Below are 15,225 nucleotides of genomic sequence, written 5' to 3'. Positions count from 1 at the left end.
TCGCTGTTCGCGGAGATAATCCTTCTAAATTATTCTTCGATTTTCCATCGAATGGTGAATAATTTTTTACGCTCCCGTTCCCCTTCTAGGGAAGCTTGGATGAGTGTTAAGTAGTCCTCCGATTGATTATCGAATTGATCACGCTTACGTCGATAAGTGTCTTCCTCTTCTTCTGCTTTGCGCTGCCACTTATTAGCTTCTTGGAGCAGTCGTAACTTATTCTTCGCGTCCGTTTCTTTTCGGGATTCGATACGCGCAGCTTTTTCTTTCTTTTGATATTCATGGATTCGGGCATCAAATTCAGCACGTAGATCTTGGCGATGTGCTTGTTGGAGAGATTCTTGCTCGAAATAGAAGTTTGCAGTTCGCTCCTCAAAATCACTACGAACCGTATTTTCCTGTGCATTCAGAAGATCATCAAGTTGGCCACTATCCAAGACATTTGATGGCGTGATACTAGTAGCAGAGAGATCAAGGAGTTGGCTTACCTGTTCATGGTCGAGTTTTTCTCCGTCGTCAGTTATACCTACGCTGAGTAGATAAGATTCAACAGTTGGTTGTATACCGGCTAGAAGGGTAAAAGTTACCTCGTCTACGCTGAGTATCCCACTCTTCCCCTTCAAATTACGCATTGGTGCAGCTACTCGCTCAGATGAGCTTAAAGAAAACTCCAGTTCTGCTACTGGCGTAGAGTGATTTTTAGCTGTGTCAATAACCCATTCGGCAAGGGCTGAATTGTAGCGATATTGATGCGCACCTGGTGTTGGGGCGCTTTTAAAGAAATAGTTTCCAAGCTGTATGCCACTGGCCGGTTGAGATAAAAGTTTGAAATGTGTGCCACCATTACTAAACACTGCGTAATCATTGAGTTCATACGTGGTAAGTGCAAGCAGAAGACGTTCAAAAGCATTGAGGACAACACCTGTTTGTTCGTCATAGTTTTTGAGCTTGTCATGCACACTTGGATCGAGATTATCGAAGACACGGTTACGAGTGCGCTGCATTTCTTCCGTAATTTCCGATGCGTACTGTGCCTCAAGTTTGTCAAAACCTTCTGCTATTTCTTCAGCAGTTTTCGCAGTATCGAGAATTTGCGCGATACTTTTCTCAAAGTCAAGGCCATCCTCAATATTGCCAAGTATTTCGTCAGATGCTCCAAATACCGAGGTGAAGAGCTTAAATTTTTCTGTTAGGAGTTCAAGGATACGTTCCTCAGCGGGGTTTCCTTTGTTTGAGAAATTCACTACGATGACGTTGTACTTTTGCCCGAAACGGTGTACACGTCCAATACGTTGCTCAACACGCTGAGGATTCCACGGTAGATCGTAATTAACGAGCATAGAACAGAACTGTAGATTGATACCTTCAGCTGCTGCTTCAGTAGCGATCATAATCGTGCCACGTTCTCGAAATGCGTCAACAAGGGCTTTACGACGGTCGGCAGCTTCAACTCCTGTGATGAGATCAGATCCTTGATTACGTTGCATCCACTCTTGGTAAATCTGAGTTGCTTCAGGACTATTGTTAGTACCGTTAAAGAGTACAAGTCCATCACCCCAGCCAGCTTGCTCAAGTGTCCGCGCAATGTATTCCTGAGTCTTAGTTGAATCAGTAAAGATTATTGCTTTCTGAGGTGCACCAACCTCCTTGAGCTTCGCAAAACCTTTTTCGAGTGCTTCTACGAGAGCAATACTTTTCTGATTGACCGTAATTGAGCGAGCTAATTCTACATAACCACGTAGTTCTTCAAGTTCTGCTTTTGCTTCGGCTTTTTTATCCAGAACTACACCAGTTTCGTCGATCTTGTTATTGGTTGCATCTTCAAGTTCCTCTGCTGTTAAATCTTGGTCAATAAGACCACCACGATTATCACGAACTTTGCCCATGGCTATTTCATCAGCAAGTCGGTTGGCAATGTTTTCTAGTGTGGCTGCGACTGCATAGGTAGAGGAACCTAGACGTTTACGGATAATAAGAGTTGTGAGTTGACGTTGGGATTTCGCAAAAGCATACAAGTTTTTGCGTTGGAGATAATCATTGACCAGTGTGTAAAGCTTCTGTTCCTCAGATGAGGGAGTGAAAGAAACCGTTAGTGGTTCGCGATTAGTGAAACGAATATAGCGGTTTGCATCTTTGCGCAATGTCCGCTTAGCGATCATTTTCACTCGATCAGTCAAATCATCACTGTCATATTCGTCTCCCTTATTAATATAACGAGCCTGAAATGAATTTAGTGAGCCAAAGAAATCAGGATCGAGCACTGCGACGAGTCCATAAAGTTCCTGTAGATGGTTCTGTAGTGGAGTCGCAGTAAGCAGGATTTTCTTGGTGGCACCAGACATGATTTCTGCGACGGCGCCAGCAATCTTTGCTTTTCCCGACCAATATGAGCGGAGTCTATGGGCTTCGTCCGCTACTACTAGATCCCATTGTCTGCTCAACAGGACAACATTGCGTTGCGCAAACTCGTAAGAACAGATCACCACTCCTGGAGCGCTATTGGCACTTAGCAAAGTATCTTTTGTAGTACTGTCCAATAGATTTGCAGGTAATGCAAACTTTTCTCCCAGCTCCTGTTTCCACTGCTGACGTAATGATGAAGGGGCTATGATAAGAATTCGACGTTTACGTTCCGCCCAATATTGGGACATGACGATGCCTGCTTCTATTGTCTTACCTAAACCGACTTCATCTGCCATAATCACGCCAGGAAGTGTGGTAGCCTTGAGTGCGAAAAGTGCAGCATCAATCTGATGAGGTTTAGGCTCAACCTTGGCATCAAATAGTAATCCTGCAAGTTTTCCAACATGATCAGAGGCGTAGGAACGCGCAAGCTCATGTGCATAGTATTTTGCTGAATATTGGTTAAGACTCATACTTCTAATCTTTCTGGGGCTCTGACTGTATATTCCACTCCGATTGCTTTGAAGTGTTTTTGCGCGGAGTTAATTTTTGCGTTCTCACTTGGTCGACGTTTCATTGGGTCAAGTGAACCTTTTGTCTCACAAATCATGTAGAGACGTTCTTCACCGTCTTCATTCTTGACGATTGCCCAATCTGGGTTATAAGGACCAACTGGGGTATCAATCTGGAACTTATCAGGAAGTTTCAGGAACAGTTTGATATTTTCCTGATTATCTAAGTATTCAGCGAATTTACGTTCTACATCTGAGTCATAAACCACGTAATCAAAGTCGGTTTTCTGGGTGTTTTTCACCTTGTATAATTGGTCGATGAATCTATCTTTTTCTGCTTTACCGTCTGCCTGTAACTCACGTAATTCATAGATCGACCCTTGTATTTTTTCGTATTGGACGCCGTCAACGAGGATCGACGATAAGTATGTCTTAATCGTGTTCCTTACCATTGTTGTAAAATCATTTGGGTTAGAAAGGAAATCTTTCAAGCGTCCAGAACGAAGCAAAATATCGATGATGGTCTTTCTGGTGAGTGAAGTGGATTCTTGGAGATGCGTAACTATATCTGGAAGAAGATAGTCAGATGCCAGTTCTGTAGAACGTGTTGCCTGTTCATAGGCTTTTGAGCCTCCTCGTGTAATCTTCATTCCGGCTCGAGTTATGCGAATACGAATCGGTAGAATTTCTGGAGCAGCTTTGATCGCATTAGCTGTAGTAGCGATCATCTCTTCTCGATTGAGACTTACTCGATACGTAGTGCGGGCTGTAATTTTTTCCCAAAAATGTTCAAATTCAGGATCCAAGTAGATTTCTTTATTGAGTTTGCGTGTAACCCGTTTCGTCTTTCGTTTAGTAAGTTCAGAAGTGCATTTGATCATCTGATTAATGACTTCGTTTTCGATTTCTCCATATGGTTCGGGAAGCTGCAATGAGAACCCAGGTATCGTAGGTTGGAAAGAAGGCTGTACTACACCTTTTTCGTCTATAAAACCAGCCTTGGTGAGATGCTGATGGATTTTTTGGGAACCACTAAAGCCGAGAGCGGTTTCTATCCCATCCTTATCAACCATAATTTTCGCAAAGTATCCCTCGTTTACATAACCAATTGCAACATTAGCTTTTTTATATTCAGCTTGCAGTCCCTTAGCAAAATCACTATAGGACTCATTTGCCACCACAGTTAATTGTGCTAATCCTCTATCACTCAAACGTTCACCAGATTGATTAACGGGTAAGCGTAAACCACGTCCGATAGTTTGACGCCGTTCAGTTTCTCCATTCATCTCGCGCAATGTGCAGATCTGGAATACGTTTGGATTATCCCAGCCTTCACGAAGCGCTGAATGTGAGAAAATGAATTGCACTGGTTCTTCCATGGACAGCAACCGAGCTTTATCTTTCATAATCAGCTCATAAGCATCATCATCTTTTTTATTGTTTTTTTCTGAAGAATCGACGAAAGTAACCGTTTTGTTAGTTCCTCGTCCTGTGGATGTCTGCGCGAAATAGCCTGAACGTAAATCTTGCGCTTCCCCGGGTATTGTCTCAGTCCATGCAGAATTTTTTGCCCGCTCTTCATCAAGAATCTTGTCAAACCACATGGCAAATTCGCCGTTGGCATCTGTGTTATTGGAGCCATCACCGAGATAATGCGCAACTTTATCAATGAAGAATAGTGAGAGAACTTTGATGCCTTCTTTGTTGACTTGTGCGGCTTTACGCAAATGTTCTCGGATAGTTTCACGAATCATTTCTTGGTAGATGTCCTTTGAGGCTCCACCGATTTCTTCTCCTACATAAAGAGGCTGGTTATGGTTGGTCAGGGTGATATATTCGGGAACAATGCTGATTTCATCGATCCGCCAGTTACCTGAATACGCTTCATTTCGGGTAAGTTCTGCAAGATCAACTCCGGGTTTCACCCATTTCTTCGTACGCTTTAATGAACCGTCCTTAGCGTATGCGATGAGTTCTATTTGTGCTTGAAAAGTGGGCTTATTCTTTACTCCATGTAACTTGATGTATGGAGTAGAGGATTCACCTTCTTGAACGGTTTCAGCAACCACAATTTGTTTCACTAGACCAAGTTCATGTGCGTCTACTGGGTCAAGACGATAAACAGTGTTTCGAGTTTTACGGTGGGTAGCTGAGTATCGTAAAGTGCACAGGGGGTTTAGCTCATCTACTGCAGACTGTGACAGTAAGGATTCCATGTTCTGTGGCTCATCCATAATTACTATTGGATGCACAGACTTCAGGAAATCTATTGGTTTGAGTCCATTAAGACGGTCCCGTTGTTGATGAATAATTCGGTTATTGGAATCGCCTCTGATTGAGTCAATTGTCATAATCATGATTTGCACACCTGTTGATGTCGCAAAGGAACGAACATCTTCAGGTGTTTTACCTGAGTAGACAAAAGAGTCGAAAGGTTGTTCTGGATATAGTGAGCGGAAATGTTCTCGCATGAGCGAGATGGAGGTATTGACTCCTTCACGGATGGCTACCGATGGAACCAGGATGATGAATTTGCGAAATGAGTAGCGTTTCGCGAGTTCGAAAATGGTGCGGAGATAGACGTAAGTTTTTCCTGTTCCGGTCTCCATTTCTACGTCGAATTGGAGCCCATCTAGTAGGTTGATGGCTGCTTCAAGACCGTTGCGATCCTGTATATGGCGGAGGTTTTCGAGGATTGTTGCTTCGTTGAGGAGTAGGTTGTTACCAACTGCCCCGATTTCGTTTACGATATCCACATCCAGACGTGGTTGCTCGTCTGTTTCGCGCCATAAGATTGTGCGTAAAACATCGGCGTCTTGAGGTTGCCCTTGGAATAGATCAGCAACTGCGTTGATCGCTTCAAGTTGGTAGCTTTGCTTATCATCAAAAATAAACTTCATGGCAGCGATCCTTATGCGATTGATAGATCAACGTTGTATGTCTTGCATAGTTGGACGAGGTTTGTCTTTAGCTCGTCGTCTCCTTGGAAGGCATCTTCGAGTATGATCAACCGTGCTTCAGTTGCGTTTACCAATTCACGTAGTTGTTCTAGGGTTGGCTTCACATGCTCATTGAAGTAGCCGATTACGAGTCCATTTTCTATGTTGAATACTGTCAAACCGGCAATATCAGTTTGTTCGTAGTGCTCTGTTAACGATAATCCAAGTTTGAGTATGGATTCGATGAATAGGTCTTCTGGTGATGCGTTATCTTCGGCTGAGTCACGGGCAGAGTTGAAGAGGTCTTCAAGTTCTTCTTCGCTAACGTCGGCTTTTACTTGCCATTTAGAGAAATTGGTGTCTGCAAGTTTATAAGATCGGAATCCCACATCAAGGTCTTTACGGCCATCAAGTTTTTGTTTTTCAGCCTCAAGAATTTTTGCTCCAGCACGACGGATACGTTCACGGGAAATCTCCGAAATTGTCTTGTAACCCGCTTTACGAGCCTCGGATTTTTCATCTGTTGGTTCAGGCAATTGCACCGATATACAGTGGCGGTTTCCGCCATCCTCTGCGTTCAATTTCATGACTGCATGTGCGGTAGTACCGGAACCACTAAAAAAGTCGAGGACTATACCGTCCTTTTCATTTTGCTTAGTCAAGACCCAGCGAAGCATCTCAAGGGATTTCGGATAGTCGAAGTACTTACCTCCAAGAAGGTTGGCAACTAAGAGGTTCCCACTCACTCTCGTGTCGAACTTCTTTAGTGTCGTATCCTTGACTAGACCTGTGGCTCTATTTTTATGATAAATCGCTAATTTTCCCTCGCGGTTGCGCTTGAACACTAACTCATTTCTATACTCATCAAGAAACCGAGAAGCCGTCCAGTTCCAAGGATACTGGACGCCATTTCTGATACCAGGGCGAATTGGCTCAAACCCATCACTAATGAGTTCCTGATTAACCTCGCCAAACGTGCCAGTATTGGGGTCGTACTCGTCACGTATAATCGCTTCTTTCGTGTGCACATTATAGTAGACGGTGTATCCACGATTTCGATTCGCGCTCAAGGGAGAATTGATTGAGTCAAACGAATTTGTAACTGCATAAAAGCCCTGAGAATCTTTAAACTTATACTTTTTCTCATCGATCTTAGTTTGAACCTCAGAGTTGACAGACCTAAAGTATTTTCGAACATACATTAACATATATTCATGTTGTTGCTTGAACGTAAGACTTTGGTTGGCGCCTTGTGCGGTTTTGTCGATGGCAAATGTGCTGACATAGCATACTTCTCCGAAAATCTCATCACAGACTTCACGAAGCCTAGACTGTTCACCGTCATCAATTGAGATACAGATGACGCCATCTTCAGCTAGTAGGTTACGCGCCAGCTTCAACCGTGGATACATCATGTTGAGCCAGTTGGAGTGATAGCGTCCGCCTGATTCTACGTTGCTGGATAAATGCCCCCCCCCGATAGTCTGCTCCGTCCACTCGAGATAACCGTTAACTCCGTCGCGGAAATTATCTTTGTAAACAAAGTCCTTGCCTGTGTTATAAGGGGGATCTATGTAGATCATCTTAATCTTGCCGTAGTAATGTTTCTGCAGGATTTTCAGAACTTCAAGATTGTCTCCCTCGATGAACACATTCTGGGTTGTGTCCCAATCAACAGAACTTCCATGATCCGGTAGGAGGGTTGCCGTCGTTGGCATTTGAGCGATTCGCTGAGCATCACGCTTACCAGGCCATACTAGACCGAACCTCTCTTTAGTGGAACCTGCATCATCATCGAGAAGCTCGGCAAGTTTATTGATATCCAGTTTCCCATCAGCAATAACCTCAGGAGCTAGTTCTGCGAGCTTTTGAGCAAGCTCAGTGCGGAAATTTGGGCTAGAACTTGGGATATTGAACTCTTCTTCTGACATCTGGTCACCTTTACTAATGACGGAACTGGAACTTATCGACAGCCCTAAGTGATTCTCACATGGTACAGCCTACTTTTAATGTACCCTGTGCCTTAAGTTATTTCTATGGAAGATGAGTAAAAAAACAAAATCATCCACCAATCGCTCTCAGTGGTGTCCAATTGTCGTAGCCTACAGCATACGCGGTCAACAAAATGTACAATTATCGTGACCAGCAGCAAATCATGTAACTATTCCAGGGATACAACCGATTACGAGAGCATACTCGTACTCACCGTATTGCACTCCGAGGATTACGATTGCTTTGGAGGATGCTGGCGATAATACGCGTTTCCAATAACGCTCCTGCCCTCATTGCACAAGCAAGCTCAGCTATAGCGTATGGGGTCGCGTTTTGTTGAGTGTTTGATCGACCGTTTAACATTGCGTCGCACCACGTATAAGTATGGCATTAACCTGAATACAGCGTTTTTATGATACATAGAATTTTAGAAGTCATACGTCAATCACAGCAGGTGCATTTTGGTGAGAACAGCATGGCGTGGTGCGATGAAACGTTTTTTGCGTTCTCACAAAAGGACACAGAACTACCGTTTCAGTGCCAAAAAGCGGTAGGAAAAATGCGGTTCAAGCAGGAGAAAATATCTGCTTTTTCTGCTGTCACCAGTGAAAATGAGGGGTTTTATCAGATCGTGAGCTGTGATTCTGCTACCGATGATATGCGGGTAGCTTTGTTGGGTGCTATGGAACCTGGGGCGCGGTTTGTTTCCGATAAAGCGCGCCTACCCTCGGGCTTTCACACAACTAGGCGTAAATCATACTATCATTCGTGGCAAACAAAACAGTGGCTCCCTGATGAGAATTAATGGGATTCATTCTTCGCTCAAAAAATCATGGACGCCTATAATGACGTTGCCACAAAGTACTTAGAGCACTATCTAGCGTGGCATAAGTGGTACAAAATGGACGCAAGTAGTGGACGGGAATTATTGCCTGCCGACCCTCATGACACTTATAGCAGCACCCGCGACACCATGAAATGGTGACACGATGCCAGCAATGAGTAGCCAAGCTCATTGCTGTGTTATAACTGCACTACAAGAACGTAGTGCCCAACATACATAAAAATTGGCGCTGACTAGGCAACCAGTAATATCTTTCACCGGTTTTTGCTGTTTAACGGCAAAAACATAAAATTACGGAAACCCGACCCCTAAAGGACTGGGTCGTGTGTTTTAGTATGCCCATTTTCCGAACAAAGCAGACTTGGCGCCGCTTTTCTCGTCTTATATACGAACGCCTCTAGAATTTTTTGTGTTGGGAACACATTTTTTGTTTTCGTTTTTGCTGTTAAAATAGTTTTTGTAATCAAATGCCAATCTTCGTGGAACAGGTTTTTCCAATACACTACTTCCCTATTACTGGTCTGTGTCGGCACCTGACTCTAGAACAATTTTAACTTTTGTTTTCAAGTTTAATCTTAGAATTAGAACATGTATCGCACCGTTTATGCCATTCACGAGAGCCTCCTGGGAATAAATAAACAGTCGCAACTCTGTCCATGTCCTTTTATCATAAAGCGCATCGTAATTTGAGGATAGACTAAGAACAATTCGCTTCACATAAGTAGAGGATGAAGGTACATGGGAAATGCTTGAAGACTTTCTGTTCCCGCACCAGCACTAACGATTTCACAAAAACAAAACTGTATAGAAGGTCATACCACAAAACATGAGAGAAGCTTCGAAAAGTCGAAAGTGCTACACAAGTCCATCAGAAACAAGCGAGCAGAATAATGGACCGACGTTCTACCCAATTCATTGGTCTACACAAGAGGACTGAGCAGACTCATGTTGCTTTATGTGCAACATACAAACACAATCTTTCAGGCTAAAAACGACAACAGATAGTTACTCATCTGATTAAAGTTTAGGATAGTGACAGCTGATGACTCCACACCACAGCAAGTTGCAGATTCATCTGATTATCAAAAGAATCGTACCCAATAATATCCGTTCTATGAAAACTTTACTGATGAGCATACCTGGTGCTCTTGCTTGCGGTTGGCTTTCTCCGTCCACAACAAAACAGCATTAATCGCACCGAAAGCAAGCAACAAATTTGTAACTCGGAAGACTATAGAAATCTTCCATCCTATACAGGACTTATCATCCGCAACAGTAATCAAACATAGAATGCTTTTTCTAAGAAACATAATTAATTCACGGTTTTACCAAGCGCCCTATCGATGACTTGGTTTAAAAAATCTGGAGGTTCTTTCTCAGTTCGTAATGTAACCAAACGATAACCATCATGATTTTTCTTAAAATTTATATTATGCTCTGATTCAAATCGAGTACGCATTTCATGCCATTCTGGCCATTCTTCTGATAAAAATGTTTCAAGATGATCACGAAATACAGCGACTCGCTCCGAAATATTCTGATCAGGAAAATCCTTTTCAGGTAAAGAAAAGTACTTCAATAATTTCCTGTTTAGTTTAATCCTGTCCTCTTGAGATTTACTGATCTGGCTATCAGACTGCCCATTTGATTTTTGTCTTTCTTCACCACCAGCATCACCATCGAATAAAACATACGCATGAATTCCAAGACCAGAAAGAATGGCGTGAGAAAGAAAAAAATTCGTTTTGGAACCCACTGGAACTATTTCCAGCCCAGATGCTTCAAGGTACCCAAGCCTCTCACGATCCCCGATTCCATAGAAAATTGCAACCTCAGAAGTACCTTCAACAAGCAATGTATAATTCGCGAATATGGCAGACGATAGAGTTCCACGAGCCATATTTCCCAATTGCGAAACGACTGTACTTGGTTTCACAAACGCTGTAAGTTTTTCCTTGATCTCTTCACGACTTGTGGAAAAAATTTGAACGCCCTTTTGATCATCATGCTTTACAATACGTCGAATCTGATCAAAATGTTTCGATTCTATAAAAGAAGGACTATGGGTTGCATAGGTAACTTGTATTCCTCTTTCAGGATTAGAGGCTAACTCTCGAAGTACTTTTGCAAAAACTCTCTCTTGGATCGGATGCTGATAGAGCTCTGGTTCTTCTATCGCTAAACAAATAACACCTGGATCCGAAGATTCATTGGATTCTGCAAGTACTTGTAATGCAGAAATTAGAAGAGTTCTTTGGAATCCATGTCCTTGACGTTCGATCTCAGTTTCTAAATCACTATCTAAGATCGATACACCAAATGTTGTTTTGGGAATCTTAGCATCAAGTTCTTCAGCTTTAACTGATATTTGTTTCCCCTTTGCATACATACCAACAGTATCATTTAATTTCTTATCTAAATCTTTTAGTTGCTTTCCGAAAGCCTCATCGAAAACTTTTTGTTGGCGTTGACGATATTCTTCAGATATCTTATACATCTCGTCATCCGCAGCAGAACGATCTACAGTTTTTTCTAAAATTTTTCCGATGATGCTAGATTTACCATCAGTTGTCTCCTCTCCAGCACGCAAATCAGCCGTAACAAGGACAAAATCGAACAAACCGTTCATTACCGATTGACTATTAAAACCAAAGAAATTCGTTTGTAATTCAGTTGGAGAACTTTCCAGCTCGTCAGTATTTGACGACTCCCATTCGAGCATAGATCGCTCTATAGCAGCACCCGTCTTAGCTTCGGGGAGACCTAATTCTGGTTTTTCTTCTCGCAGATCATTATACAGACGCTTTTTATCAGAAGCTGCTTTAGCCAAACGTATTTCTGTAAAATCAGGAAAGCTCAAAGCATTAGCTGACATCGACTCTTTACCGCCGACATACCACTCTTTCATTGCAGTAAAAGTCTCAGAATCTTCAGTTACATATTCACCAAGAACTTCACGATCAGCATCACTTAAATCATTAAAAGTTACTTGGACAGAAATAGGTTCAAAAGTGTTTCCATATGAACAATCCGACTCAGTTAATTCATCTTTTTTCCCATTAAAAAACCAATCCAAAGCTTTAAGAACTGTAGATTTACCTACACCATTAGGGCCAACAAAAGTGGTCACTTCCGAAAAGTCTACTCTCACATCACGCAAAGCACGAAAATTTTTTATTTCTACCTTCTGTATTCGCACTTAGGTTTCCTTTCCATAACTCTGAAGTACATTTGGATGAAATTTATGTAGAAGAACTCAAGAAACTACTTGTTATCTACCGCTCTCTAATCTTTTATCGCTGTAAGCTTTATATCCGTTAGTTTAAATGGGATTAAATATTATCCCCTCGTTAATTGCGATGATGTAGTTCTCAAAAAGCTGGTCATTTTTTATTGATGAATTACTACGACTCCATCTTCCATTAAATAATTATGGAAAGGAAAATCTTCCATGAAGGGCGAATCTATTGATTTATTCTTAGTAGATGGTACTCTGGCGGAATAATTACTGCTGAGGTTTCTGGTTGGACAGGCAAACTTGTGGCCGGCTCACGTAAGGAACTTAAACTCCTTTTCCAGAGAAAGAGGCTAATACCAATGGAGTTTACATACTCCTTAGCGAGGATTCTCGAGCAATCAATTCTACCTGGTGCTATATCGGAAGAACCGAGAATTTCGTCAACCGCCTCAGTGAACATCACAAAATAAAGCACAGTGGGAACGTGTTGTGATTATTTCCAGCTTGCATCATTCTTTCAATGAAGGCCACTGGGGTTACATGGAAACAAAGCTCCTCGAATTGGCACAAAGAGCAGGGCGTTGTTCTCTGGATGAAAATAAAACACTCCTCGGGGACGTAAACTCTCTGAGTCACAACAAACTACTGTTGAAGAGTTCATTGACCATGTGGAAATGGTATTGCCACTGCTTGATGTTTCTATCCTCCGCTCTGCTTATAGTGAAGATCCACATATACAAACAGTTATTACCGATGCCCCATTATTCTCTATCACACATCTTAACCAGGGGATTGATACGAAACTCAAAGTTATAGATGGCGAGTTCTTCTTGTTAGAGGGGTCGAAGGTAGCGGCTGAATGCACTCTCACTAGCAATACGGATTCCTCCAGCTACACAGCAGAGAGAATCAAATCTATACAGCAAAAACTACTCAGTGAAGGGTCACTAATTCTTGATCTCAAACTGGAACTGCAACTGTAACTGACATACCTTTTAATTCACCATCTGGGGCTTCCAACATTGCCCTGGGTAGATCCACCAATGGCCGTACAGAATGGCGCAATGACTTAGGGCAAACCTACAACGCATGGGAATCACAAGCAACCTAGATTATTTTCTAAGCACTTGTCCCCACCAGAGCCAAGGTTTCCCAAACACGCAATAATCGGAATCGGCATCATTAATGCGAATTCCGTATATCCCCATGAAACCACCAAGCGACTTAACACTCTACATATAATCGTAGAACTTATTGGTGAGTGCATTGCAGTGCACTAATCCCTTAATTGCCGAAGCAAGAAGTAAAGAAAAAACTTTACAGAAATCAGAGTTGAAAGATTGACAATATACCGGATCTCGTTCCCAGACTACTATCCACAAGAAACTCTACTGAGAGTACCAAGACTCAGTTTAGCCTCAGGTTAAGGAAGTTGTGTTATCCCAGAAATCCACTCTGGTGACAGTTACCACCTCATTCCCAGCCCCAAACAACTCAGCCGTTTTCTCCAACCAAGCACTGCGAGTAGTCTCTACTGGCACAGTGATCTTTTTGGTAAAACTCAAGTTTTCATTATCTTCACTGCTATCCGCACGAAGTTCATGCAGAAAAGTCGAACCGCTAGTTAGACCATGCGCACCAGAAGACTTTGGAACATACTTTGGAATCAGGTTCAATAGCTCCGCATCCCCCTCCCCTAAATAAAAAGGAAAGGATGGAGCAAATGCCTTACGCCCCAGATAGGTACTGAACACTGGCGAATTCAAGAAATCGAGAGACGGTGCGTCAGCAGAAGGCGTAATACGAACAAGAAATTCAGCATCGGCTAAATAGGTTCGACGCACAATTGAGGTGCCTTTTTGTGCATCTGGCGTAAGCTTAAGCATCTTATCGTTAGGACGTTTCCCCATAGCCGATAAAAGACGTGACCTAAACTGTCTTTCATCCTCATGTGGAGTAATGGTGTGAAAATCATCGACCATATGCCCCCGACGATCAACACGAACGTCAAAGGATAATTGGTATATCCACTCTGGCCATTGTCCTCGAATAAAACCATGAGCACCCGCCACTAGACCTTGCAAGGCACTTATTCGAGGAACGTGCTGACTCCGAACAAAATTACCCGTCACCGACGGCAAGGCCCAGGATTGCAATGGACCTGCTAAGCGTATGTAAGTAGATTTCATGATGTCTTACCTACGGTTAGGCTTTAATCCATGCAATTACTGCATCAATGAGATCCTCTTTAGAGCCATGCTGGGCTTCAGCAAAATACTTCTCTAAGTCTGGGAAGGTACCGGTGACATACTGTGTATCACCGAAGTTTTCTGCATCAAATTTGCGAGCAGCTTTGTACTGACTATCAAGCTCTGTAATTGTAGGATCCAGATATCCACCATGATTACTATCCGCCTGTACAGGCCTCTCGAAATCATACGCACAGCGGTAGCGTTGTTCTTCTGCAAGAATGACAGCGGGCTGGACAAAAGGTGCAGTTGAATGCTGTTTACCGCGTGGTAAGCCGTAAATAATTGCGTCGATAAGATGACGTAGATTTTCCTCAGAGCCAGAATGGTCAAAGCCTGTCCAACTAGAACGTAATTGCTCCTTATCAATGGTTATAGTGCGGTAAAAAACACCATTGGTGTACTGGGCAACGCCAAGATAAGTTGCTCCTGTTTCTTTGCGTTCTTCACGAAGGTCATCAACGGTAGAAAAGTAATCTGTAGCGATCTGAACTCCATGCGTAGTGACTGCTGGTGAAACGCTCAGTGCTGCTTCTGTGCCTTTTTGAGGAGCTGCTGCAAACATTCGTCCGAAAGCAGCAACTGCCAAAGAACCAGTTTTCCCGTCTTCAATAAAGTTTTCTTCAGAGGAAGTACCTGCTACTTGAGCTGCAGCGACCTCCAATTCTTCTTGGCTAAGCCATATCGAACGATCAGACTCTCGTGCCGAAGAATCGTTATCAGAGTCACCAGCAGAAATTTTAGTCAAGGTACCAATAAGCTTTTTGGCCTCTTTTTTGAGTGTTTTTTTATCAGCTTCCGGCGCAATTTCTAAAGCACGATGTACAACTTCATCCACTAATCCACCAGAACGCACTGAGAAATCTGAAGATGCTGTTTCATACTTAGTTCTAATTCCTCGTTTGATTGATTGAGAACTAAGCAATGCGCATGTCACACCACCTCGTCGTATGTTCTTTGGGGTACCTGCATCATCTCGGTTGAGGTTTGAGAATGGAATAGAAGCAACAATGTGCAGTGTTAGGTGATTACTCATGATAAGAACTCC

At 42.7% G+C, this 15,225-nt stretch carries 8 protein-coding genes; 2 read left to right on the top strand and 6 right to left on the bottom strand.

Going from position 1 to position 15,225, the window contains the following annotated elements; genetic code table 11:
- Nucleotides 1–29 precede the first annotated feature (29 nt).
- The 3 genes from EML15_RS04955 to EML15_RS04945 are packed head-to-tail and all read right to left on the bottom strand — an operon-like array spanning nt 30 to nt 7,785.
- Complete coding sequence (locus EML15_RS04955) at nt 30–2,876, bottom strand: SNF2-related protein (protein WP_144273745.1); 2,847 nt, start codon at nt 2,874–2,876, stop codon at nt 30–32.
- Nucleotides 2,873–5,815, bottom strand: a complete 2,943-nt coding sequence (locus EML15_RS04950) for a DEAD/DEAH box helicase family protein (RefSeq protein ID WP_144273744.1) — start codon at nt 5,813–5,815, stop codon at nt 2,873–2,875. Before EML15_RS04950 ends, EML15_RS04955 begins: the two co-directional genes overlap by 4 nt.
- A gap of 11 nt (nt 5,816–5,826) precedes the next feature.
- Nucleotides 5,827–7,785 carry a site-specific DNA-methyltransferase gene (locus EML15_RS04945; RefSeq protein WP_210471994.1) on the bottom strand — a complete coding sequence of 653 codons (1,959 nt, stop codon included), beginning with the start codon at nt 7,783–7,785 and terminating at the stop codon, nt 5,827–5,829.
- A gap of 473 nt (nt 7,786–8,258) precedes the next feature.
- Here EML15_RS04945 and EML15_RS04940 point away from each other — a divergent pair, with 473 nt between their 5' ends.
- Nucleotides 8,259–8,651, top strand: coding sequence for a hypothetical protein (locus EML15_RS04940; protein WP_144273743.1), 393 nt, complete (start codon nt 8,259–8,261; stop codon nt 8,649–8,651).
- Nucleotides 8,652–10,002: 1,351 nt separating this feature from the next.
- On the opposite strand, the gene EML15_RS04935 is transcribed toward EML15_RS04940, so the two are convergent.
- The gene (locus tag EML15_RS04935; protein WP_144273742.1) at nt 10,003–11,889 is read right to left on the bottom strand and encodes an AAA family ATPase; all 1,887 of its coding nucleotides are present in this window, start codon (nt 11,887–11,889) and stop codon (nt 10,003–10,005) included.
- A gap of 713 nt (nt 11,890–12,602) precedes the next feature.
- Here EML15_RS04935 and EML15_RS04925 point away from each other — a divergent pair.
- Entirely contained in the window at nt 12,603–12,911 is a 309-nt protein-coding gene (locus EML15_RS04925) for a hypothetical protein (protein WP_144273741.1), read from the top strand.
- A gap of 435 nt (nt 12,912–13,346) precedes the next feature.
- On the opposite strand, the gene cas5e is transcribed toward EML15_RS04925, so the two are convergent.
- Both cas5e and cas7e read right to left on the bottom strand, forming a co-directional pair.
- Nucleotides 13,347–14,117: a type I-E CRISPR-associated protein Cas5/CasD gene (gene cas5e / locus EML15_RS04915; protein ID WP_144273740.1), complete on the bottom strand. Its 771-nt coding sequence runs from the start codon at nt 14,115–14,117 to the stop codon at nt 13,347–13,349.
- Between the two features lie 16 nt (nt 14,118–14,133).
- A complete protein-coding gene (gene cas7e, locus EML15_RS04910) occupies nt 14,134–15,213 on the bottom strand; it encodes a type I-E CRISPR-associated protein Cas7/Cse4/CasC (RefSeq protein WP_144273739.1) in 1,080 nt (359 codons plus the stop codon).
- Nucleotides 15,214–15,225 lie beyond the last annotated feature (12 nt).

This window comes from Corynebacterium sp. sy017, assembly GCF_017918135.1.
GTDB lineage: Bacteria > Actinomycetota > Actinomycetes > Mycobacteriales > Mycobacteriaceae > Corynebacterium.
This window is presented reverse-complemented; position numbering and strand designations above follow the sequence as displayed.

Coding starts and splice junctions, on each gene's coding strand:
- EML15_RS04955 (WP_144273745.1), bottom strand. CDS start 2,876: ATGAGTCTTAACCAATATTCAGCAAAATACTATGCACATGAGCTTGCG.
- EML15_RS04950 (WP_144273744.1), bottom strand. CDS start 5,815: ATGAAGTTTATTTTTGATGATAAGCAAAGCTACCAACTTGAAGCGATC.
- EML15_RS04945 (WP_210471994.1), bottom strand. CDS start 7,785: ATGTCAGAAGAAGAGTTCAATATCCCAAGTTCTAGCCCAAATTTCCGC.
- EML15_RS04940 (WP_144273743.1), top strand. CDS start 8,259: ATGATACATAGAATTTTAGAAGTCATACGTCAATCACAGCAGGTGCAT.
- EML15_RS04925 (WP_144273741.1), top strand. CDS start 12,603: ATGGTATTGCCACTGCTTGATGTTTCTATCCTCCGCTCTGCTTATAGT.
- cas5e (WP_144273740.1), bottom strand. CDS start 14,117: ATGAAATCTACTTACATACGCTTAGCAGGTCCATTGCAATCCTGGGCC.
- cas7e (WP_144273739.1), bottom strand. CDS start 15,213: ATGAGTAATCACCTAACACTGCACATTGTTGCTTCTATTCCATTCTCA.